The 22,690-nt window shown below is 40.9% G+C and carries 21 protein-coding genes; 7 read left to right on the plus strand and 14 right to left on the minus strand.

The window, feature by feature from the left end; genetic code table 11:
* Positions 1 to 26 precede the first annotated feature (26 nt).
* The 8 genes from BKG94_RS01930 to dprA form a co-directional block, all read right to left on the minus strand.
* Positions 27 to 977, minus strand: coding sequence for a beta-ketoacyl-ACP synthase III (locus BKG94_RS01930; RefSeq protein ID WP_077433681.1), 951 nt, complete (start codon positions 975 to 977; stop codon positions 27 to 29).
* Positions 978 to 995: 18 nt separating this feature from the next.
* Complete coding sequence (gene plsX / locus BKG94_RS01935; protein WP_077433683.1) at positions 996 to 2,012, minus strand: phosphate acyltransferase PlsX; 1,017 nt, start codon at positions 2,010 to 2,012, stop codon at positions 996 to 998.
* A gap of 22 nt (positions 2,013 to 2,034) precedes the next feature.
* Complete coding sequence (gene rpmF, locus BKG94_RS01940; RefSeq protein WP_005544470.1) at positions 2,035 to 2,205, minus strand: 50S ribosomal protein L32; 171 nt, start codon at positions 2,203 to 2,205, stop codon at positions 2,035 to 2,037.
* A gap of 22 nt (positions 2,206 to 2,227) precedes the next feature.
* Positions 2,228 to 2,752, minus strand: coding sequence for a 23S rRNA accumulation protein YceD (gene yceD / locus BKG94_RS01945; RefSeq protein WP_077433685.1), 525 nt, complete (start codon positions 2,750 to 2,752; stop codon positions 2,228 to 2,230).
* Positions 2,753 to 3,007: 255 nt separating this feature from the next.
* Positions 3,008 to 3,973, minus strand: coding sequence for a 6-phosphofructokinase (pfkA, locus tag BKG94_RS01950; protein ID WP_077433687.1), 966 nt, complete (start codon positions 3,971 to 3,973; stop codon positions 3,008 to 3,010).
* Positions 3,974 to 4,095: 122 nt separating this feature from the next.
* The gene (locus BKG94_RS01955) at positions 4,096 to 4,677 is read right to left on the minus strand and encodes a hypothetical protein (protein ID WP_077433689.1); all 582 of its coding nucleotides are present in this window, start codon (positions 4,675 to 4,677) and stop codon (positions 4,096 to 4,098) included.
* Positions 4,670 to 5,446, minus strand: coding sequence for a peroxide stress protein YaaA (yaaA, locus tag BKG94_RS01960; protein ID WP_077433691.1), 777 nt, complete (start codon positions 5,444 to 5,446; stop codon positions 4,670 to 4,672). The genes BKG94_RS01955 and yaaA overlap by 8 nt, the downstream gene beginning before the upstream one ends.
* Before the next feature lie 41 nt (positions 5,447 to 5,487).
* Positions 5,488 to 6,609, minus strand: coding sequence for a DNA-processing protein DprA (dprA, locus tag BKG94_RS01965; RefSeq protein WP_077433693.1), 1,122 nt, complete (start codon positions 6,607 to 6,609; stop codon positions 5,488 to 5,490).
* 533 nt (positions 6,610 to 7,142) lie between these two features.
* Here dprA and leuA point away from each other — a divergent pair.
* From leuA to sodC, 5 genes are all read left to right on the plus strand, one after another.
* Positions 7,143 to 8,696, plus strand: coding sequence for a 2-isopropylmalate synthase (gene leuA, locus BKG94_RS01970; RefSeq protein WP_077433695.1), 1,554 nt, complete (start codon positions 7,143 to 7,145; stop codon positions 8,694 to 8,696).
* Positions 8,697 to 9,276: 580 nt separating this feature from the next.
* Complete coding sequence (gene leuB / locus BKG94_RS01985) at positions 9,277 to 10,353, plus strand: 3-isopropylmalate dehydrogenase (protein WP_077433697.1); 1,077 nt, start codon at positions 9,277 to 9,279, stop codon at positions 10,351 to 10,353.
* Between the two features lie 96 nt (positions 10,354 to 10,449).
* Entirely contained in the window at positions 10,450 to 11,859 is a 1,410-nt protein-coding gene (gene leuC / locus BKG94_RS01990; protein ID WP_077433699.1) for a 3-isopropylmalate dehydratase large subunit, read from the plus strand.
* A 14-nt stretch (positions 11,860 to 11,873) separates the two neighbouring features.
* Positions 11,874 to 12,476 (plus strand): 3-isopropylmalate dehydratase small subunit, encoded by a 603-nt coding sequence (gene leuD, locus BKG94_RS01995; protein WP_077433701.1) that lies wholly within the window; start codon positions 11,874 to 11,876, stop codon positions 12,474 to 12,476.
* A gap of 172 nt (positions 12,477 to 12,648) precedes the next feature.
* Positions 12,649 to 13,197: a superoxide dismutase family protein gene (sodC, locus tag BKG94_RS02000; protein ID WP_077433703.1), complete on the plus strand. Its 549-nt coding sequence runs from the start codon at positions 12,649 to 12,651 to the stop codon at positions 13,195 to 13,197.
* Between the two features lie 152 nt (positions 13,198 to 13,349).
* On the opposite strand, the gene plsB is transcribed toward sodC, so the two are convergent.
* Complete coding sequence (plsB, locus tag BKG94_RS02005) at positions 13,350 to 15,779, minus strand: glycerol-3-phosphate 1-O-acyltransferase PlsB (protein WP_077433705.1); 2,430 nt, start codon at positions 15,777 to 15,779, stop codon at positions 13,350 to 13,352.
* A 157-nt stretch (positions 15,780 to 15,936) separates the two neighbouring features.
* Between plsB and lexA the strand changes: the two genes are divergently transcribed.
* Positions 15,937 to 16,566 carry a transcriptional repressor LexA gene (gene lexA, locus BKG94_RS02010; protein ID WP_077433707.1) on the plus strand — a complete coding sequence of 210 codons (630 nt, stop codon included), beginning with the start codon at positions 15,937 to 15,939 and terminating at the stop codon, positions 16,564 to 16,566.
* A gap of 130 nt (positions 16,567 to 16,696) precedes the next feature.
* Positions 16,697 to 17,521, plus strand: coding sequence for a diaminopimelate epimerase (dapF, locus tag BKG94_RS02015; protein ID WP_077433709.1), 825 nt, complete (start codon positions 16,697 to 16,699; stop codon positions 17,519 to 17,521).
* Positions 17,522 to 17,559: 38 nt separating this feature from the next.
* Here dapF and dusC read toward each other — a convergent pair whose 3' ends face one another.
* The 5 genes from dusC to dauA form a co-directional block, all read right to left on the minus strand.
* Positions 17,560 to 18,495 carry a tRNA dihydrouridine(16) synthase DusC gene (gene dusC / locus BKG94_RS02020; protein ID WP_077433711.1) on the minus strand — a complete coding sequence of 312 codons (936 nt, stop codon included), beginning with the start codon at positions 18,493 to 18,495 and terminating at the stop codon, positions 17,560 to 17,562.
* A 3-nt stretch (positions 18,496 to 18,498) separates the two neighbouring features.
* On the minus strand, positions 18,499 to 19,368 hold the full coding sequence (gene djlA, locus BKG94_RS02025; RefSeq protein WP_077433713.1) for a co-chaperone DjlA: 870 nt from the start codon (positions 19,366 to 19,368) through the stop codon (positions 18,499 to 18,501).
* Between the two features lie 73 nt (positions 19,369 to 19,441).
* On the minus strand, positions 19,442 to 20,083 hold the full coding sequence (gene pyrE, locus BKG94_RS02030; protein ID WP_077433715.1) for an orotate phosphoribosyltransferase: 642 nt from the start codon (positions 20,081 to 20,083) through the stop codon (positions 19,442 to 19,444).
* Between the two features lie 9 nt (positions 20,084 to 20,092).
* Positions 20,093 to 20,809 (minus strand): ribonuclease PH, encoded by a 717-nt coding sequence (gene rph, locus BKG94_RS02035; protein ID WP_077433717.1) that lies wholly within the window; start codon positions 20,807 to 20,809, stop codon positions 20,093 to 20,095.
* Between the two features lie 58 nt (positions 20,810 to 20,867).
* Positions 20,868 to 22,610 carry a C4-dicarboxylic acid transporter DauA gene (dauA, locus tag BKG94_RS02040; protein WP_077433719.1) on the minus strand — a complete coding sequence of 581 codons (1,743 nt, stop codon included), beginning with the start codon at positions 22,608 to 22,610 and terminating at the stop codon, positions 20,868 to 20,870.
* Positions 22,611 to 22,690 lie beyond the last annotated feature (80 nt).

Genomic DNA, 22,690 nt, shown 5'->3' on the forward strand with positions numbered 1-22,690 from the left:
ATTCCACGGCGATTCTAACAGAATTATCAGAAACGCACCAATGCCGAACCCCAAGTCCAACCACCACCGAAAGCTTCCAGTAGTAACAACTGTCCGCGTTGGATACGCCCATCACGCACAGCTTCATCCAATGCCACCGGCACGGTTGCCGCACTATTATTGGCATATTTATCTAGAGTAACGACCACTTGGGACATATCCATTTCCAATTTTTTCGCCGTTGCACTGATAATGCGTAAATTTGCTTGATGTGGTACAAGCCAATCCAAGTCTTTTTTATCCAAATTATTTGCCGCTAAGGTTTCTTCCACTACATTAGAAAGTTCACGCACTGCAAGTTTGAAAGTTTCGTTGCCTTGCATTTCAATATAGCCGGATTTTTCAACACCACGCTCAGCTTGCGGTAAAACCAATGCATTATGTTTATCCGCAGAGGCATGTAAATGCGTTGAAATAATCCCTTCTTGTTCACTACCTTCTAAAATCACTGCACCAGCACCATCACCAAATAACACAACAGTGCTACGATCCGTTTCGTCTAATTTACGGGAATTAAGATCAGAACCGATCACTAATGCTTTTTTTACTTTGCCTGTTCGGATAAATTGATCAGCCACACTTAATGCATAGACAAAGCCGGTACAAGCTGCTGCTAAATCGAAAGAAATCGCATCATCAATCTCTAGCATCCCTTGGATTTGACAAGCGGCACTCGGGTAAGCATGGGAACTACTCGTGGTTGCTACAATAATGAGATCGATATTTTGAGGATTAAGTTCCGCACTTTTAATGGCATTTTTCGCAGCCTCAAATCCCATTGTTGCAACAGTTTCGTCCGCTGCGGCAATACGACGTTCACGAATGCCCGAACGGGTGACAATCCATTCGTCTGAGGTATCAACCATTTTTTCAAGATCTGCATTGGTTCGTATTTGGCTTGGTAAATAACTACCGGTAGATAAAATTCTGCTATTCATAATCAATAAGTTAAGTCATTAATAACGTTCTAAACCCGCCAAAATTTTTTCGGGAAGTTTCTGACGGGCTTGGAAAGCGGCATCGGCAATAGCGTGAGCAAAAGCATTTACATTTGCACTGCCGTGGCTTTTTACCACCACTGCAGTTAATCCAATAAGCGATGCGCCATTATATTCATCAGGATTAATACGTTTTAGGCGTTGATAGTTTGTTTTAAACAAATAACGCATTCCCCAAAAAATAGGTTTTAAACAATAGTGTTTAGAAGGTTCTTTGAATAAAGATAAAACATTTTTTGCCGCACCTTCTAGAGTTTTTAAGGCAATATTGCCTGAAAAACCATCACTGACAATCACATCAGCTTTACCGTTTAATAATAAATCACCTTCAACAAACCCGATGTAATTAAGTGCGGTCGATTTTTCTAACAAATTGGCAGCATCGCGAATAAATTGATGCCCTTTAATTTCTTCCACACCAATATTCAATAATCCGATTCTGGGATAAACTAAATTAAGTCGATGTTCGGCAAAAATACTCCCCATTATAGCAAATTGATAAAGATTTTCCGCATTACATTCAAGATTCGCACCGAGATCCAACATTACCGATTTTTCACCGTCAACAGTTGGTATCATCGAAACCAAAGCCGGACGGGCTATCCCTTTGAGGGGCTGTAATAAAATCTTCGATAATCCCATCAATGCCCCAGTATTACCGGCGCTGACACAACCTTGTGCAACACCATGCTGAACCGCCTCAAGGGCTAAACGCATAGAGGTATTTTTACTACGGCGGAGTGCATAAGAAACGCCCTGATTATTATCAATAGTTCGAGTGCAATGATGGATTTGAATGCGGTCTAAACTCGCTTTCGGAATGTTTTCAAGAAAAGGGGAAATTTGTTGGCTATCACCAAATAAGATTAGAGAGAGCATTGGATCATTTTCCAACGCTAAAAGCGATGCGGGGATAGTAATACGGGGACCAATGTCCCCGCCCATCACATCTAACGCTAAGGTTAGACGATTCAAGTGAATACCTATAAGTAAAAAATTACTTATTAATCACTTTACGTCCACGATAGTAACCGTCTGCGGTTACGTGATGGCGTAAGTGAGTTTCACCACTTGCTTTATCCACTGATACTGCAGCAGTAGTTAACGCATCGTGTGAACGACGCATATCACGACGTGAACGAGATTTTTTATTTTGTTGAACAGCCATTGGCTATACTCCTAAATTTAATTTACTTTTGTTTTAAATTAGCTAATACAGCGAACGGGTTCGGTTTTTTTGCCAATTCTTCCGGCAATTCGCCAAAAACCTGTTCCTGCGCGTACACTTCACAGTGTTCAGATGAATGCTTTGGTACAAGTGGTAGTGTTAAAACTAATTCATCTTCCACTACACCAAGTAAATCTATTTCGCCAAATTCATTAAATTCAATCGGCTCATAAATTTCCGGCAATACATCAGCCTGATCCCAATTAGCCACAGGACTGTAAATAAAATCACATTCCAATGTATGTTTGAACGGCTCACCACAACGCTGACATTCTAATTCAACATCAACCTGTGCCTTCCCTTTCATCACTACTAATTTTTGCGGATCAATATAAAACGATAATGTTACCTGTGCATCGCTAAGCACATTTACCACAGATTCAGCTAATCGCGCTAACTGATTAATCGTGTAACAACCTTCATAATCGATTCGCTGTTGCGCGCCTTTAACCGGATCAACGGTGAGGGGTAGTTTTACCTTTTGCATAGGGCGTGAATATTACCTGTTGTAAAGAAAATAGTCAAAGGGAAATCTCACTTTTTATGCAATAAAGCCACGCAAATTTCAGACAAAATTAACTTTTAAAAAAATTCCCTTTTTTATCACTTTGTCAAAATTGAGGAAACTGTTCGTGGTATATCAATTATGCGATTAAACCCAAGACTAAATAAGCCTATAGATTATACATTTATTATCATTAAAAAATGCGGCTAAACATAACCGCACTTTCTGTTTAATGAATTATTCTAAGCGTTTTGCCACTTCCAACCAATCCGCTTTAAATTCACGACGCATATTATTAATTGCATCAATAATATCATGGTGAACGAGCTGTTCATTTTGGATACCCACACAATAACCGCCTTTGCCTTGAAGCAGAATATCCACCGCATAAACCCCCATACGTGAAGCTAAAATACGGTCAAATGCACAAGGTGAACCACCACGCTGAATATGACCTAATACGGTTGCACGGGTTTCGTGTCCTACCCTCGCTTCAATTTCTTTGGCAAGAGAATGTACATCGGTAATTAATTCAGTGATGGCAATGATGGCATGACGTTTACCACGAATAATACTGCGTTCAATTTGTTGCACTAACTCTTCACGATTAAATTCTATTTCAGAAGCAACAATATATTCACACCCGCCCGCAATACCCGCAGAAATCGTTAAATCGCTACAATGGCGTCCCATAATCTCTACAATAGAAATACGTTGATGGGAACTTGAGGTATCACGCAAACGGTCAATAGCATCCACCGCCGTTTGTAATGCGGTTTGATAGCCGATGGTATAATCTGTCCCTGCGACATCATTATCAATGGTGCCCGGAATCCCCACACAAGGGAAACCATGTTCTTCCGTTAAAAGTTTTGCCCCCATATAGGAACCGTCACCACCGATTACCACTAAGGCATCAATCCCATGTGAACGTAAAATCTCCGCACATTTTGCCCGCACTTCCGGATTTTTAAACTCCGGGAAACGTGCAGAACCTAAAAATGTCCCGCCACGATTAATAATATCGGACACACTATAACGATTTAATTGCTTAATTTTATTATTGTATAAGCCTTGATAACCATCATAGATACCAAAAACGTCCAAACCTTCCGCTAATGCCGCACGCACTACGCCACGAATGGCAGCGTTCATACCCGGAGCATCTCCACCACTGGTTAATACTGCAATTTTTTTAATCATATATCACCTGTTTAAGTTAAATTTAAATCAGAAATGTTGCTAAGATTACACTATTCAAACATACAGCTCTATAAAATTTTGAGAAATCTTATCGCTTATTCTAAATATGCTTTTACTTTAGGTTACTTCAAACTCTGACAATGCCATTGCCAATCCATTTTTCCTAAAATTTTCATTTCTTTTTCAATCAAATATTTCTTCAAATGCTGTAAGACTTTTTTATTATTTAAGCGTCGGCTATTTTTTACTTTTTGTGAATACTGGAATTGAACAAAACCACATTGTGGGATTTCTTTTCCCATCATAATATTCACTTGCCAAGAAGGCATTTTATCCGTAGGTGCATAAATAACATACCCCTTTAATCCTTCATCCCTATTTGTTTTCTCATTTCTAATCGGGGTCAATTTAAATGATGCCACATCTGTATTACGATAAATCCGTTCCCGTAATGTAATACGTTCTTTAATATCACGATCTTGTTTATTACGATCCAACAATAACTCTATCTGAGATTGCCACTTTTCTAAGGTATCAGGCTTACTCAAATAAATATAACGAGCCACCGAATCTAAATCTTGTCCGGTCGCCATTTGGTAAGTTTTATTGTGGTATTTAATTTGACTAGGTACATCTAATTGAGAAGATGTACTTACGCAAGCAGAAAGTAAAAGTGCGGTTAAAACAACAAGAAGTTTATTCATCATGGTCTCGCTTAAATACCAATTCGTTTTCAGTAGAAGCCGTTTTATCGAACCAATATCCCCCCAAATCAAAGTCTTTTAATTGGTCAACATGGGTTAAACGATTTTGAATTATATAACGGCACATTAAGCCACGGGCTTTCTTCGCATAAAAACTGATGACTTTATAACGCCCATTTTTATTATCCAAAAAAATTGGTTTTACAATCTGTGCCTGAAGCCGACTTTCTTTTACAGACTTATAATATTCATCGGAAGCAAGATTTACCAACACATTATCACCCTGTTCATCAAGCGCCTGTTGCACAGCTTGGGTAATAACACTACCCCAAAATGCGTAAAGATCTTTGCCTTTGCTATTCGCTAATTTTGTTCCCATTTCTAAACGATAAGGCTGCATCAAGTCAAGGGGACGAAGTAAGCCATATAAACCTGACAGCATACGAAGATGAGTCTGAGCAAAACTAATATCCTCATCAGATAAGCTTTCGGCATCTAATCCGGTATAAACATCACCTTTAAAAGCGAAAATAGCCGCACGGGAATTTTGTTCATTGTGTTCTTTAGTCCACTCGACAAAACGTGCTGCGTTTAGACCCGCAAGTTTATCACTAATGGACATCAATGAAGCAATATCTTGCGGAGAAAGTTGGCGGCAAATTTCAATTAATTGCTCGCTATAATCGATTAAGTTCGGTTGAAAAATAGAAAGTTTTCTGACCGCACTTTCAAAATCTAAGGTTTTTGCAGGGGAAATAATCGCTAACATGGTTTATCCTCAATAAAATCGAGCACTATTTTAACATATTTCTACACACGTTTATAAAGTCCATTTTCATTAAGGATCAAATCCTGTAATTCCAAATCTAAAAGTTGAACCAATAATACTTCTACACTCAACCCAAACTCCTGGGCGAGATCATCAATACTCACGGGAGTATAGCCAATTCTGGCATAAAGTTTAGGATGGCTTGGGGTTTCAACTAACTGACGAGGTTTATTCGGTAGTATGTGGTTTTCCATTTCAATCCGACTGAAATCAATTTCTGTTTGGCTATGAATTGAATGTTGATACAACGTGTCTAAAATATCCTTCATATTTTCTACTAACATTGCGCCTTGCTTAATCAAACGATTACAACCCTGACTAAACTCACTTTGAATATTACCCGGTATAGCAAAAACTTCCCGATTTTGCTCCAAGGCATAGCGTGCAGTAATTAAAGAACCGCTTTTCTCGGTCGCTTCAATCACTAATGTCCCCACAGAAAGACCACTAATAATACGATTACGACGAGGAAAATTTGTTGCAATAGGAGGGTGATTTGGCAAAAACTCAGAAACTAACGCACCATTATTTTCCAAAATTTGTTCTGCAAGCCGTCTATTATTTGCCGGGTAAACTTCCTCTAATCCACTACCTAAAACTGCAACGGTTTGCCTTTTGATATCCACTACCGACTGATGACAATATCCATCAATGCCTAACGCCAATCCACTTGTAACAGTAAAACCGGCAAAGGAGAGTTCTTTAGCAAAATACTTTGCCCAATACTCGCCATAGGGTGTGCAGTATCGACTACCAACTATTGCTATTTGACGCTGTGAAATTGATGTTGCATTCCCCTTAACAAATAAAAGAGGAGGAAAGCTCCCGATTTGCTTTAGCAAAAAAGGATAAAAAGGTGAAAAATAATTCACTAAATGATTCCCTTCCCTTTCAGCCCAAATGAGGGCTGATTCCATAGATTTCTTTTCCGGTTTAAACCAACGACGAATCTGAATCGCTCCCCAACCCATTTGGCGAAAAACATTTTCATCTGCATTCAACAATTCATCTAATGTCATAGCCGATAGAATTTTGTTAATCGCCACACCGCCCAGTTTGGGTACCTGCATCAAACGAAGCAAAGTTTCATTAATATTTGTCATTATTTTTATCATCCCTTCTTCAATGAAAGGCAAATTGTTCAAGAAACTAAAAAAAGTTGCGAGTTTTTCACCGCACTTTTGCGAGAAAGATCGTAAAAATAAAGAAAATTTGATGATTTTCTTACACTCTTAAAAACAAATAAAAGGTAGGAGAAAAATAGGTTTCAACCCAAAAAACAAAGGATATTATTCCAATAAAGCAAAGATAAAAAGATAATTAAACTATTCAACAATGGTTAACAGCACAATAACAGAGATAAAACACTAAAAAAGCATTTGACAGTTTTTTATTTATTCGTAACATAGCAAATGTTTTACAACGAATTTTCATAGGATTTTTATGTTTTCTTCTGTTTCTTTATCTCTCAACCTGCTGCTCACACATTCTTTGTGCGGCTAGGTTGTGGATGAAAAACAATTAAATGTAAATCCTCTTTTTAATCAACCCGCACTTCATAGAATTGCGGGTTTTTGTTTAAAAAATTTTGCAAAAAACAACCGCACTTTCGGAGTGATTTTAGAAGGATATTGTTATGACAGAGCGCGTCATTATTTTTGATACCACCTTGCGTGACGGCGAACAAGCCTTGAAAGCAAGCTTGACCGTAAAAGAAAAATTACAGATTGCCTTGGCATTGGAACGCTTAGGTGTCGATGTGATGGAAGTGGGGTTTCCGGTATCCTCTCAGGGGGATTTTGAATCGGTGCAAACCATCGCCCGTCATATTAAACATTCACGCGTGGCTGCTCTGTCCCGTGCTGTTGATAAAGATATTGACGCCGCCTACGAAGCCTTAAAAGTGGCGGAGGCATTTCGTATCCACACGTTTATCGCCAGTTCTGCTTTGCACGTGGAAGCAAAATTAAAACGCACTTTTGATGATGTGGTAGAAATGGCCGTTGCAGCAGTAAAACGTGCACGCAATTATACGGATGATGTGGAATTTTCCTGCGAAGATGCTGGGCGTACCGGCATTGATAACATTTGCCGTATTGTCGAGGCGGCAATCAACGCCGGGGCAACCACGGTCAATATTCCCGATACCGTAGGCTATTGTTTACCAACGGAATATGGCAACATTATCGCCCAAGTGCGTAACCGTGTGCCGAATATCGACAAAGCGGTGATTTCCGTGCATTGCCATAACGACTTGGGTATGGCAACTGCCAATTCCTTAACCGCGGTACAAAATGGAGCACGTCAAATTGAATGTACCATTAACGGCATCGGTGAACGTGCCGGTAATACCGCCCTTGAAGAAGTAGTGATGGCAATTAAAACCCGTCAGGAATTGTTTGGTGTGGATACCCGTATTAACACGCAAGAAATCCATCGGGTTAGTCAAATGGTGAGCCAGCTTTGCAATATGCCGATTCAGCCGAATAAAGCCATTGTAGGCTCTAACGCCTTTGCTCACTCCTCCGGTATCCACCAAGACGGAATGCTGAAAAACAAAAATACCTACGAAATTATGTCGCCGGAAACTATTGGGTTGAAAAAAGAAAAATTAAACCTCACCGCCCGTTCCGGCCGTGCCGCAGTGAAAGGTCATATGGCGGATATGGGTTACACCGAGCAAGATTATGATTTGGATAAATTATATGATGCCTTCTTGAAATTGGCAGACAAAAAAGGACAAGTGTTTGATTACGATTTGGAAGCCTTAGCCTTTATTGATATGCAACAAGGTGATGAGGATCGTTTGGTATTGGATAAACTTTCAGCTCATTCCACCAAAGAATACCCGGCTACCGCCTTTGTTCAACTACAATTAGACGGCGAAAAATTAAGCACCTCCTCTATTGGTGGAAATGGCCCGGTGGACGCTGTCTATAACGCCATTTTGACCTTAACAGGCTTAGACATCAAAATGTCCCACTATAACCTCACCGCCAAAGGCGAAGGCGCAGAAGCCTTAGGTCAAGTGGATATTGTGGTAGAACACGAAGGCAGAAAATTCCACGGTGTCGGTTTGGCAACTGATATTGTGGAATCCTCCGCGTTGGCGTTGGTGCATGCGATTAATGCGATTTATCGAGCGCATAGAGTGGCGGATATTAAACATCATAAAGCTGTCGGGGCTTAATCCCGTTCAGGTTTCGCCCTGACGGGCGAGTGACTTTTACTACGCTACGCTTGCACTTCGTACCGTTGGCAGAGCCAACGTTCAAAATCTTGCAGATTTTGTCTTTGCTTTGCCAAAGAAAAGTCACCAAAAGAAAGGCAACCCTGCTTTGCCTTAATCCTTTGTTCCATTGAATTTGCTTAACGGAAATTTTCTGAACTCGCTACGCTCAAACAAACGAAAATTTCCTACAAATTCAATTACACAAAGGCGGCAAAGAAGGGAACCCATTTTGTTCTTTCTATGAATAACGTGCGGTAGAAAAACAAACTTAAAATCAACCGCACTTTTAAAATAACGCTCCGATAAATTCGGGGCCCCATATAAATTGCCTTTGCGACTTTCAATTTTTAGGCAATTTTCGTTTGTTTGAGCCGCTTGCGGCGAGTTCAGAAAATTGCCGTCAAGAAAATTTAAACCAAGCAAAAATCAGCAATTTAACTGGGGTGTGTTTCTTTTGCCTACTTTGCTTTGCACAAGCAAAGAAAAGTAGGTCGCCCATTGGGCGAAACTCAATACATAAAAATAGGAAAAACCCAAAATGAAATCATACAACATCGCAGTCCTCCCCGGTGACGGAATTGGTCCTGAAGTGATGGCGGAGGCCATTAAAGTCCTCAATAAAATTCAAGAGAAATTCAATGTTCACTTCAACTTTAATGAATTCTATGTGGGTGGAGCGGCTATCGATCACTGTGGCAGTCCATTACCAGCGGAAACCCTAAAAGGTTGTGAAGAGGCAGACGCTATTTTATTCGGTTCCGTAGGTGGCCCTAAGTGGACGAATCTCCCCCCGGATCAACAGCCGGAACGTGGCGCACTTTTGCCTTTACGTAAACATTTCAAATTATTCTGCAACCTTCGTCCGGCAACCCTTTACAAAGGGTTAGAAAAATTCTGCCCATTGCGTGCCGATATTGCGGCGAAAGGCTTTGATATGGTGGTGGTACGTGAACTGACCGGTGGGATTTATTTTGGTCAGCCAAAAGGTCGTGACGGCGAGGGTTCACAAATGCGCGCATTCGATACGGAAGTGTATTACAAATATGAAATCGAACGCATTGCCCGTGCGGCATTTGAAGTGGCAATGAAACGCCGTAAACATATCACCTCGGTGGATAAAGCCAATGTATTGCAATCCTCTATTTTATGGCGTGAAACCGTTGCAGAGGTCGCTAAAGATTATCCTGAAGTCACCGTTGAAAATATGTATATCGACAATGCAACGATGCAATTAATCAAAGCACCGGAATCTTTTGATGTGTTGCTCTGCTCTAATATTTTCGGTGATATTATTTCCGACGAAGCGGCAATGATTACGGGATCTATGGGAATGTTACCTTCTGCCAGCCTTAATGAGGAAGGTTTCGGTTTATATGAACCGGCTGGTGGCTCAGCACCTGATATCGCAGGCAAAGGTATCGCCAACCCTATTGCACAAATTTTGTCAGCTGCAATGATGCTACGCTACAGTTTCAATTTAAACGAAGCGGCTGATGCCATTGAAAATGCGATACAAAAAGTCCTAGCAAATGGTCATCGCACCGGTGATTTAGCCGATGATTCTGCCCCGGTTTCCACAGCGGAAATGGGCACATTAATTACAAACGCAATTTAATCGTAGGGGAATAGTTTGCAATCCCCCTACAAGTGCGGTCAAAAATTTCTTCTTTTTTAACCGCACTTTCCCCCTTATAAAATAGAGAAAAAGATTATGGCAAAAACACTTTATCAAAAATTATTTGATTCTCACATTGTGTACGAAGCAGAAGGCGAAACGCCGATTTTGTATATTAACCGTCATTTGATCCACGAAGTGACTTCACCACAGGCCTTTGACGGTTTGCGTGTAGCAGGTCGTAATGTGCGTCAAGTGGGTAAAACCTTTGGCACCATGGATCACAGCATTTCCACGCAAGTGCGTGATGTAAACAAATTAGAAGGTCAGGCGAAAATTCAAGTATTAGAACTTGAAAAAAACACCCAAGCCACCGGTATTCAGCTGTTCGATATGAAAACAAAAGAACAAGGTATCGTACATGTGATGGGGCCGGAGCAAGGTTTAACCCTACCGGGGATGACCATTGTTTGTGGGGATTCCCACACTGCCACCCACGGTGCTTTCGGGGCATTGGCATTCGGTATCGGTACCTCTGAAGTAGAACACGTTTTGGCTACGCAAACCTTAAAACAAGCACGGGCAAAAAGTATGAAAATTGAAGTCCGTGGCAAAGTTGCCCCAGGGATTACCGCAAAAGATATTATCCTTGCTATCATCGGTAAAACTACCATGGCAGGCGGTACAGGACACGTTGTAGAATTTTGCGGTGAAGCGATTCGTGATCTTTCGATGGAAGGACGGATGACAGTCTGCAATATGGCAATCGAAATGGGTGCAAAAGCCGGTTTAATCGCCCCGGATGAAACCACATTTGCCTATTTAAAAGGTCGCCCTCACGCCCCTAAAGGTAAAGATTGGGACGATGCGGTGGAATATTGGAAAACCTTAAAATCCGATGAAGATGCACAATTTGACACAGTGGTCACCTTGGAAGCCAAAGATATTGCCCCTCAAGTCACTTGGGGAACCAACCCGGGGCAAGTCATCGGTATCAATCAGTTAGTGCCAAATCCAACAGATATGGCAGATCCTGTGACGAAAGCATCCGCAGAAAAAGCTCTTGCGTATATTGGTTTAGAGCCAAACACCGATATGAAAGATATTCCTGTAGATCAAGTGTTTATCGGCTCTTGCACCAATGCCCGCATTGAAGATTTGCGTGCCGCCGCCGCAGTGATGAAAGGGCGTAAAAAAGCAGATAACGTGAAACGCATTTTGGTGGTGCCTGGTTCAGGCTTGGTAAAAGAACAAGCGGAAAAAGAAGGCTTAGATAAAATCTTTATCGAAGCAGGCGCAGAATGGCGTAATCCGGGATGTTCCATGTGCTTAGGCATGAATGACGACCGTTTAGGCGAGTGGGAACGTTGTGCCTCCACCAGCAACCGTAACTTTGAAGGTCGCCAAGGTCGCAACGGACGGACACACCTTGTCAGTCCGGCAATGGCGGCGGCAGCAGGCATGTTCGGTAAATTTGTTGATATTCGTGATGTGGCGTTGAATTAAAGAGGAAAATTAAAATGGCAGGATTTAAACAACTTTCAGGCTTGGTCGTCCCTTTGGATGCGGCAAACGTGGATACTGACGCCATCATTCCAAAACAATTTTTACAAGCCATTACACGAGTAGGCTTTGGGAAACATTTATTCCACGAATGGCGTTATTTAGATGTGGAAGGTACACAACCTAATCCGGAATTTGTGCTGAATTTTCCACAATATCAAGGGGCAACCATTTTACTTGCCCGTAAAAATTTGGGTTGCGGATCTTCCCGTGAACACGCCCCTTGGGCGCTCGCCGATTATGGTTTTCAAGTGATGATCGCACCAAGTTTTGCAGATATTTTTTATAACAATAGCTTAAACAATCATATGTTACCGATTCGTTTAAGTGAAGAAGAAGTGGAAGAAATTTTCCAATGGGTATGGGCAAATGAAGGCAAACAAATTCATGTGGATTTGGAAGCCATGACCGTCACGGTAGGCGAGAAAGTCTATCACTTTGAACTAGACGAATTCCGCCGTCATTGCTTATTAAACGGCTTAGATAACATCGGTTTAACCCTTCAACACGAAGACAAAATCGCAGAATACGAGAAAAACATCCCGGCATTTTTGCGCTAATCGTTCAAGTGCGGTTAAAATTCTCTGCTTTTTTTGACCGCACTTTTACTTTCACATCATGCCTATCCTCTACTAATCTCACAATGAGATGATTTTTTTTATAAAAAATAGTCAAATTATTGTTCAAATTTGATTACAATTACTCCGAGTTTTTCAAAAATAAGGAGCTTATATGAATCTAAAAACTCTCTTAGCATTAACATTAACCGCTGTGTGCACATCCGCTATCGCAAATACACAACAAGCAACCGATAAATCAATTGAAGTGAAAGTACAACAGCTTGACCCGACAAACGGTAATAAAGATGTAGGTACTGTGACGATCACTGAATCCGCTTACGGTTTAGTTTTCACTCCAAACTTACAAGGTTTAACAGCGGGTTTACACGGTTTCCATCTTCACCAAAATCCAAGCTGTGAGCCAAAAGAAAAAGACGGTAAACTCACTGCCGGTTTGGCTGCCGGTGGTCACTGGGATCCAAAAGAAACCAAACAACACGGCTATCCTTGGCAAGATGATGCCCATTTAGGGGATTTACCGGCATTAACCGTATTACAGGATGGTACAGCAACCAATCCGGTTTTAGCGCCACGTCTTAAACACTTAGATGAGGTTCGTGGCCATTCCATTATGATTCACGCTGGTGGCGATAATCACTCAGATCACCCTGCCCCACTTGGCGGTGGCGGTGCACGTATGGCCTGTGGTGTGATTAAATAATCTATTGTTAAAAATATAAAAGCGAGCTAAGTAATTTAGCCCGCTTTTTTATAGAAAATATCCCTTGATACGCTGTGAAACAAAGGATATTGATTCATCGATACCTATCAATCTTACTTGATAATACCATAAATCCTAACCGCACTTTTGTGCTATTTCATCTCTTCAGCCTTTTCAACTGTACCTTTGATTGTCAAACTGATCTCTGTTGAAATGAGATGTTCGAGGATAGAAGAAAGCTCATCTAAATAAGCAAGATTTCCGTTACCTTGTTCATCAAAATAGTTTTCGTTTTTCAAGCTGGCAATAAAGGTAGAGAATACCGCTTTATCAAAAAACTCCGGCGCATTAATGCCATGTAACACTGAAAGACGTTGCGCAACCAATTGGCTCTCTTTCTCAAGTGTAGCACGAGCGATTTGCGGATCTTTTTGCAAAATGGTGACGGTAATATAATAGCGTTGTAAAATTTCCCGCACTCCGGCAGCCCAAAGTTGTAAGATACGCACTTTTGGTCGATTAATTGAAAGTAAGTTTTCGCTAGAATAAACCACTTCCTGACGGGTAAATTCAGCAATGATTTTACTAATTTGTACTCTTAGCTCGTCTTGATTGAAATGCAAGAATAATTCCCCTTTTAAGAACGGGTAAATTTTACTCACAGCATCCAACAATAAGTCTTTTTGAATCGTTTCATAATGCAGAACAATGCTTGCGACTAAAGAAGGGAGTACAAAAGCATGTTGAATATTGTTGCGATAGTAGGTCATTAACACGGCAGAAGTGCGCTCAAGGCGAACAATCTCGCCAAAATTATCTTTTTCAACCAGTACGCCTACACGATCAAGACTCAATACATGTTCCAACATGGTTTCAGATGAATCTTTTGGGATCACCATATCTTCCGAATAAGGAGCGTATTGTAATACTTGTTGATAACTGTCAAGCTGTTCCACTAATTGCTCGCGGGAAAGCGCACGCTGACGGGAAGAAAGTAGTGCCATTCCGACTAAATTCATCGCATTAACTGCAGCTGCTTTGTTAATATTTACCATCACTTGATTGGAAACCTCATTCACTGCATGGTTAAACCATTGTGGTTTTTCCTCATGATGATTTTCTTTCCAATCCGGAAAATGTTGATTCAAGTAATTTGATAGTGTAATGGGTTCGCCAAAATTCACAAACCCTTGCCCTAAATTACGTAATTTTTTAATCACACGGAGCACTAAACCGGCATTTTCTTTTTCCTTTGCCGCACCACGTAATTCCTTGGCGTAAGTATCTACCTCCAATACATGTTCATAACCGACATATACCGGCACCACGGAAATGGGTCTGGTCTGATTATGCTGGAGTGCTTGCAATGTCATCGACATCATTCCCGTTTTGGGTGCCAGTAAACGACCGGTACGGGAACGCCCACCTTCAATAAAATATTCCACAGAGTAACCTCGATGAAATAATTCCGCTAAATATTCACGGAAAATCGCCGAATAAAGACGATTTCCTTTGAATGTACGGCGAATAAAAAATGCCCCCCAACTCCGGAAAAGACGTCCTACCGGCCAGAAATTCAGATTAATTCCTGCGGCAATATGTGGCGGTACTAACCCTTGATGATAAAGTACATAAGAAAGCAATAAATAATCGATATGGCTACGGTGGCAAGGCACATAAACAATTTCGTGTCCTTCAAGGGCAAGTTTACGGACACGATCCGCATTTTGTACATCAATACCGGAATACAATTTATTCCATAACCAACGCAAGAAACGATCCGCCGCACGAAGGCTTGAATGACTCACATCCGCCGCAATTTCATCTAAAATTTTGTAGGCTTCTTTTTCTGCTTTTTCACGGCTAATGTTTTTGCTTTTTGCTTCATCATCGATTGCGGCTTGAATCGGTGCCGACTGCAATAATTTATTAAACATCGCTTCACGATTCGGCAAACGCGGGCCTGTTGCGGAAATGCGTTGGCGTGCAAAGTGCATTTTGGCAACGCGTGCTAATTTTTGTGCCATTTTTTCATCGGAACCATGCATATTTGCCATATAACGCAATGAAACCGCTTGAGAAAAACGGACAAAAGTATCACGCCCAAACCAAATTGCCGCAAAGGTTTTCTGTATACCATTTAGTAAACGCAAATTAGGCAAGCCCGTTTTATCTTCATGCCCAGGAGAACGTCCCCAAAGTACTGAAACCGGCACAAGCTGCACGTCTAAATCTTCAAAAGTGCGGTGTAATTCCAAGTATTTATTAAACACTTGAATGGTTTCATCTTTCGCCCCCTTTGATTTAAAAAATCGACGCCCTTCATCCAAATACACATAACGGGGCAACATCACACCCTGTATATCATTTTTTTCTGCCGGATCAGGTAAGCCCAAACTCAAGCAATTACGGCGAAAAATGACAAAATCAGTTTGTGAAGTGTAAGGCAGAACATAGACGATGGGTTGTGAAAGATTAAGCTGAAGTTCTTCGGCAGGATTAGCGGGAATAGGATTATTTTTTACCAAAAATGACAATGGAAATTCTAATAATTTACGGTAAGCATTCACGATACTCGACATAATCAGGTTCTCTTTTGGTTATTCAGATCGCCACAATGATACCACATTAGCCTATTTATCACTTCTTAAAATTTTCTATAGAATATAAATAACAGTTGCAATAGCCTCCCCTCTGTATATAATATCAAAAAATCTGTATATAACAACAGGAGTGTATATGAAACCATTAACCAATAGACAACAGGAAGTGCTGGATTTATTAAAGCGGCACCTAGAAACTACCGGTATGCCCCCAACTCGTGCAGAAATTTCGCGTGAACTCGGATTTAAATCCCCGAATGCGGCTGAAGAACATTTAAAAGCACTCGCCCGCAAAGGTGCCATTGAAATTGTCGCCGGAGCATCGCGCGGTATCCGCATCTTAAGTGATAGTGATAGCGCTAACGATGAAATGGAAGGTTTACCATTGATTGGTCGAGTTGCAGCAGGCGAACCGATTCTTGCCGAACAACATATTGAAGCCACTTACAGCGTAGATGCCAGTATGTTCAAACCACAAGCAGATTTTTTATTGAAAGTTTATGGTCAATCCATGAAAGATATTGGTATTTTAGATGGTGATTTACTGGCTGTGCATAGCACAAAAGATGTACGAAATGGGCAAGTTGTTGTCGCACGCATTGAAGATGAAGTCACTGTAAAACGTTTTGAACGTAAAGGTTCGATTATCTATCTCCATGCTGAAAACGAAGAATTCCAACCTATTGTCGTAAATTTAGCGGAACAACCTAATTTTGAAATCGAAGGCATTGCAGTTGGCATTATTCGTAACAATGCATGGATGTAAGTTTTAACCTATAAAGTGCGGTCAAAATCAGCCGCACTTTTTGTTTTACACCTCTTTTCGCAGGTTTGCCATTCAATTCATTGCTTACTATAATGCCGAAATATCATTTTAAAAGAACTAAGGAACGGAAATGCAATTTTCCAAAATGCATGGTTTAGGCAATGATTTTGTCGTGGTCGATGCCATTACACAAAATGTTTACTTCACAGCTGAAACTATTAAACGCCTTGCAGATCGCCACCGTGGTATTGGTTTTGATCAACTTTTGATCGTAGAGCCACCCTACGATCCCGATTTAGATTTTCATTACCGTATTTTTAATGCCGATGGTAGCGAAGTATCGCAATGCGGTAATGGTGCACGCTGTTTTGCACGTTTCGTCACCCTGAAGGGTTTAACCAATAAAAAAGATATTTCTGTCAGCACGCAAAAAGGCAAAATGATTTTAACCGTAAAAGACAACGGGCAAATTCGTGTAAACATGGGCGAACCTATCTGGGAACCGACAAAAATCCCTTTTATCGCCAATAAATTTGAAAAAAATTACATCTTACGCACAGATATTCAAACGGTGTTATGCGGTGCAGTTTCTATGGGAAACCCCCATTGTGTAGTACAAGTGGAAGATATTCGAACAGCAAATGTTGAACAACTTGGTCCTTTATTAGAAAGTCACGAACGCTTTCCTGAACGGGTTAATGTCGGATTTATGCAAGTAATCAATCGTCACCATATTAAATTACGTGTTTATGAACGTGGTGCCGGTGAAACACAAGCCTGTGGTAGCGGAGCTTGCGCTGCAGCAGCGGTGGGAATAATGCAAGGTTTGCTTGATAACAACGTACAAGTTGATTTACCGGGGGGAAGCCTTATAATTGAATGGCAAGGCGAAGGTCATCCGCTCTATATGACAGGTGATGCCACCCATATTTACGATGGACATATTCAACTCTAAATACAAAAAGTGCGGTCAAATTTGACCGCACTTTTATTTCAAATATCTTGATTTAATCTTTGTCTTAAATCCTCAGCCGTTTGGCAAGTTTTTATCTTTTCAAAAACAATATTGGCTTCATCATATTCTTTATTCAAATAACGTAACCACTGTTTAATGCGTGCGACATGGTAAAAACCGGAATCATGAAAATTTTCCATTTCGGCATATTTTTGTAACATCGTCTGAATATCCGACCATAGCATTTTCGGTGCATTTGATTTTAGAACATGGCTTAAATTCGGTATATTTAATGCCCCCCGACCCACCATAAGATCATGGCAACCTGTTTTCGCGAGACAATTTTGTCCGTCTTGCCAATGCCAAATTTCACCATTTGCAATAACAGGGATGGAAAGATATTCGCGAATTTCACCAATTTTTTCCCAGTTAATACGATCGGCACGATATCCGTCTGCCTTAGTTCGACCATGGATAGCGATCTCTGTCGCACCACCTTGTTGTACCGCATCAGCAATCTCAATGGCTTGGGAAATATCATCCCAACCTAACCGCACTTTGACACTGACAGTATGGGGAGTCGGCACTGCTTTTCGTAAAGCCTGTGTTGCACGATAAATCAATTCGGGTTGTTTGAGTAATGCCGCACCGCCATGACTACCGTTTACGGTTTTAGAAGGGCAACCACAATTGAAATCAATGCCACAAGAACCGAGCTCAATGGCTCGAATCGCATTTTCAGCTAAATAATCGGGATGTTGTCCAAGTAACTGAACTCGCACAGCTGTACCAGAAGGCGTAAATCCCTGATTTTTTAGTTCAGGGCATAAACGGTAAAATACTTTTTTGGGAAGAAGCTGATCAACTACACGGACGAATTCTGTAATACACAAATCGTAGTCGTTGATTTCAGTAAGAAGCTGGCGTACGAAAGGATCCAGTACGCCTTGCATGGGTGCGAGAATAACACGCACGTTTTATTTCCAGCCCTTCGATTTGCAAATTAAATCGTAAGCTGATTGAATTTGTTGTGCTTTTTCTTTCGCCATTTCCATCATTTCAGGAGGCAATCCCTTTGCCACGAGTTTATCAGGATGATGCTCATTCATTAAACGACGATAAGCCCGTTTAACCGTGCTCTGATCATCCGATTCATTAACACCCAGCACTTTATAAGCATCACTTAAGGTCGGGCCAGCAGAGCGTTGATATCCGCTGTGGTTTTGCTGATATTGATAATTGCCTTGTTGCTGATATGCACCTTGTTGATATTGCTGATAAAATCCTCCCTGTGTGAAAGCTCTGGCAGCCATCTCCATCGCAATCATTTGCTCAAATTGCATACGGGAAAGTCCGAGTTCTTCCGCAATCACATAAAGCACTTCTTTTTCGCCTTCATGTAATTGAGAGTCAGAGAACGCCGCTTGCACTTGCACATGTAAGAACATCCGCAATAAATCAGCCCGTTGTCCACAACCGATACGAAACTCACGAATAACCTGGCGAATTGGAAAATCGGCTTCTTTACCGCGTCTAAACGCTTCTTGAGCAAGGCGACGACCGTTATCATCCAACTTCATTTGTGTCATTAGCTGATTGGCTATTTGAATATCCTCTTCTGTCACTCGCCCTTTAGCTTTATTCAAATGCCCCAACACAGCAAAGGTCGTTTGCATAAAAAGTTCTTGGCGCGTGGTTTTTCGTTTGAAAAAACTCGAATTCACTGCGCCTAATTCATATAACTTTTTGTCGGCAATAGAACCTAAAATTAGTCCGGCTATTGCGCCAAAAAATCCACCCATTTTCCAGCCAATAAACACACCTAAAATTTTTCCAATAAAATTCATTCTTTTCCTCTAAAAGTGCGGTTGATTTTGCGATGTTTTTCTAAAATGGAGATAAAGATTGATTTATCAAGTTTTATACCCCAAATTCCACTCGATAAGCATGCATTGTCGGTAAAAAATCGTGATATTGCGGATCTTGCTCAATAAATTGCATTAAATCATCTAAATCAATGATGGATAACACTCGGCATTGATAATCACGTTCAACTTCTTGAATGGCGGAAAGTGCACCTTGACCACGTTCTTTACGATTCAAAGCAATCAAGACTGCAGCCAATTCAGCATTATTTGACTGAATAAGTTCCATCGATTCACGAATCGCTGTTCCTGCAGTAATCACATCATCGACTAACAAGATTTTTCCTTCTAGTGGGCTGCCGATTAAATTACCACCCTCACCATGATCTTTAGCTTCTTTACGGTTAAAACATACCGGTTTATCAATGTTATAACGGTCGAATAATGCCACGGATACTGTCGTACCAATCGGAATACCTTTATAGGCGGGTCCAAAAATAACGTCAAAATCGACCGCACTTGCTTGAATAGCGGCAGCATAAAACCCGCCTAAACGAGCTAAATCAGCCCCTGTGTTAAATAAACCCGCATTGAAAAAATACGGACTTTTGCGTCCGGATTTTAAGGTGAATTCGCCGAATTTCAACACATTACGACTTAGCGCAAATTCAATAAAATCACGTTTATATTGTTCCATTTTTAATCCTTATAATCCCAATGCTTCACGTTGTGCGACGAAAATTTGTTGGCAACCTTGTTTGGCCAAATCCAATAAAGTCAGCAATTCTTCATGACTGAATGGCTCACCTTCTGCTGTACCCTGAACTTCAATCATACGTCCATCTTCCATCATCACGACATTCATATCGGTTTCCGCTGCTGAATCTTCCACATACTCTAAATCACAAACGGCTTCCCCTTCAACAATGCCCACGGAAACAGCGGCGACCAAGCCTTTAATCGGATTTGTTTTTAACGTACCATTCTCAATTAAACCATTAACCGCATCACATAATGCCACAGCCGCACCGGTAATTGAGGCAGTGCGAGTACCACCGTCAGCTTGAATCACATCACAATCTAAGGTAATTGATCTTTCGCCTAAGGCTTTTAAATCAATCATTGCACGTAAAGAGCGGGCAATTAAACGTTGAATTTCCATGGTACGCCCGCCTTGTTTACCCTTTGCCGCTTCACGTTGCATACGGCTGTGTGTAGAGCGTGGCAACATACCATATTCGGCAGTCACCCAACCTTGATTTTGACCTTTTAAAAAACGCGGTACCGTCTCTTCCACTGTGGCGGTACAAAGGACTTTCGTATCACCAAACTCAACGAGAACCGAACCTTCGGCATGTTTAGTGTAATGACGGGTAATTTTGATTGGGCGGGATTGGTGATTTTCTCGGTTATTCGGACGCATTGAAAATTCCTTAATATGTTATAAAAAAGCGCACTATTCTAGCACGCTTTTGTTTTTATTATGGATTAGATTGCTCAAAATCGCGAATTTTATTAAAGGTTTCCTGTAAATCAGAGGCAAAATTAATTTTTTGTATTTCAGGCACCGCATTGGATTTCACCAACATTCTGAGCGGTTGGAACTGCATGTTACACAAATAAAGTTGCTGGTGCGGTAACATATGTTGCACAAATCTTGTGAGTGCATGAATTCCCCCAGCATCCAGTACCGTCACGGCATCACATTGTAATACGATATGCTTGATTTCATGATCCGTATGTACCGTTTTATCGTGCAAATCTGAAAATAATTTATCTGCTGCGGCAAAAAACAAAGGACCGCTAATTCGGTAAACCAAAACATCATTAAGATCGTCCGGTGCATTGTGTTCAATGGCTTTTGTCATTTCTGCAATAGTGCGAATAAACAACAGGCTAGCCAACAATACGCCTACGCTGATTGCGATAACCATATCAAATAGCACGGTTAAAATTAAGCAGGTAAATAATACGGTCAGCTCATTTTTGCCTGAACGGCGGGCAAGACTGATAATTTCGTGTACACTTGCCATATTCCATGCAACGATTAAAAGTAACGCCGCCATTGAAGAAAGAGGCAGATAAGAAAGGGCTTTTGCGAAAAAAAGTAATGCAAATAACACGAGAAGTGCATGCACTACACTGGCGATCGGTGAAACCGCACCGGATTTAACATTCGCTGCGGAACGTGCAATTGCCGCTGTTGCCGTGATTCCACCAAAAAATGGGGAAACAATATTCCCTAATCCTTGTGCTAACAATTCATTATTCGAATGATGTTTGGTATCCGTCATATTGTCAAGTACGACTGCACAAAGTAGCGACTCAATCGCACCCAACACCGCCATAGAAAATGCGGCCGGCAATAAGGCCTGCAAGCTATTAAAATTCCAGTGAATCAACTCGCCTTGTGCATTAGGAATATTCCAAGGTAAAACAAAATCAGGGAGCACATTTGGAATGCCTGATCCGATTGAACCATCCGGCAACATATATTGGAACGCCGAGCCAATCGTCGCCATATTAAATCCAAAATGCTGTAAAACTAACGCTAACATTGTGCCGATAATCACTGCCGGTAAATGTCCCGGTATCGCAAGACGTAATTTATGCCATTGGGTTAATACCAACAAAGTTATCACACCTACTATTGTATCAGCCCAATTAATCGTTGGAAGTGCGGTAAAAATTGCGTGAATTTTTTCCAAATAATTCGATGGCATTTGTTCAATGTTCAACCCTAAAAAATCTTTAATTTGTAAAGTACCGATAGTAATGCCAATACCACAAGTAAAGCCTAAGGTTACCGGTAGCGGAATATATTCAATTAATCGCCCCAATCGGAATAACGCCATTAAAATTAAGATCAACCCGGAAAGTAGCGTTGCCATCAATAAACCGCTCAAACCAAATTGCTGGGTTACCGGGTACAAAATCACCACAAAAGCGGCAGTAGGACCTGAAATATTGAAACGGGAGCCCCCCGAAATTGCAATGACTATTCCTGCAATAATTGCCGTATAAAGCCCATGTTGAGGTGGCACACCACTCGCAATCGCCAAAGCCATAGAAAGGGGAATTGCTATCACGCCTACGGTTAAGCCCGCAATAATATCCCGAATGAGTGATTTTTTTGTGTATCCAGCTCGAAACGAATCCTTCAAAGCACTAAAAGGTTTTACAGCTAAAAACACATTTTTAGAAAATAATGATTTAAGGTGCATAAAAAAACAACAAAATATGAATAAAATATCGTTATTCTAACGAAAATTTAAGAAGATTTTTATGTTCTAGCTCAAAAAAC

This window comes from Rodentibacter ratti, from assembly GCF_002000485.1.
GTDB lineage: Bacteria > Pseudomonadota > Gammaproteobacteria > Enterobacterales > Pasteurellaceae > Rodentibacter > Rodentibacter ratti.

What these genes read in the sequence shown, in the direction of transcription:
- BKG94_RS01930 (WP_077433681.1), bottom strand. Translation starts at nt 977, where the DNA reads ATGAATAGCAGAATTTTATCTACCGGTAGTTATTTACCAAGCCAAATA.
- rpmF (WP_005544470.1), bottom strand. Translation starts at nt 2,205, where the DNA reads ATGGCTGTTCAACAAAATAAAAAATCTCGTTCACGTCGTGATATGCGT.
- yceD (WP_077433685.1), bottom strand. Translation starts at nt 2,752, where the DNA reads ATGCAAAAGGTAAAACTACCCCTCACCGTTGATCCGGTTAAAGGCGCG.
- pfkA (WP_077433687.1), bottom strand. Translation starts at nt 3,973, where the DNA reads ATGATTAAAAAAATTGCAGTATTAACCAGTGGTGGAGATGCTCCGGGT.
- BKG94_RS01955 (WP_077433689.1), bottom strand. Translation starts at nt 4,677, where the DNA reads ATGAATAAACTTCTTGTTGTTTTAACCGCACTTTTACTTTCTGCTTGC.
- yaaA (WP_077433691.1), bottom strand. Translation starts at nt 5,446, where the DNA reads ATGTTAGCGATTATTTCCCCTGCAAAAACCTTAGATTTTGAAAGTGCG.
- dprA (WP_077433693.1), bottom strand. Translation starts at nt 6,609, where the DNA reads ATGACAAATATTAATGAAACTTTGCTTCGTTTGATGCAGGTACCCAAA.
- leuA (WP_077433695.1), top strand. Translation starts at nt 7,143, where the DNA reads ATGACAGAGCGCGTCATTATTTTTGATACCACCTTGCGTGACGGCGAA.
- leuB (WP_077433697.1), top strand. Translation starts at nt 9,277, where the DNA reads ATGAAATCATACAACATCGCAGTCCTCCCCGGTGACGGAATTGGTCCT.
- leuC (WP_077433699.1), top strand. Translation starts at nt 10,450, where the DNA reads ATGGCAAAAACACTTTATCAAAAATTATTTGATTCTCACATTGTGTAC.
- leuD (WP_077433701.1), top strand. Translation starts at nt 11,874, where the DNA reads ATGGCAGGATTTAAACAACTTTCAGGCTTGGTCGTCCCTTTGGATGCG.
- sodC (WP_077433703.1), top strand. Translation starts at nt 12,649, where the DNA reads ATGAATCTAAAAACTCTCTTAGCATTAACATTAACCGCTGTGTGCACA.
- plsB (WP_077433705.1), bottom strand. Translation starts at nt 15,779, where the DNA reads ATGTCGAGTATCGTGAATGCTTACCGTAAATTATTAGAATTTCCATTG.
- lexA (WP_077433707.1), top strand. Translation starts at nt 15,937, where the DNA reads ATGAAACCATTAACCAATAGACAACAGGAAGTGCTGGATTTATTAAAG.
- dapF (WP_077433709.1), top strand. Translation starts at nt 16,697, where the DNA reads ATGCAATTTTCCAAAATGCATGGTTTAGGCAATGATTTTGTCGTGGTC.
- djlA (WP_077433713.1), bottom strand. Translation starts at nt 19,368, where the DNA reads ATGAATTTTATTGGAAAAATTTTAGGTGTGTTTATTGGCTGGAAAATG.
- pyrE (WP_077433715.1), bottom strand. Translation starts at nt 20,083, where the DNA reads ATGGAACAATATAAACGTGATTTTATTGAATTTGCGCTAAGTCGTAAT.
- rph (WP_077433717.1), bottom strand. Translation starts at nt 20,809, where the DNA reads ATGCGTCCGAATAACCGAGAAAATCACCAATCCCGCCCAATCAAAATT.
- dauA (WP_077433719.1), bottom strand. Translation starts at nt 22,610, where the DNA reads ATGCACCTTAAATCATTATTTTCTAAAAATGTGTTTTTAGCTGTAAAA.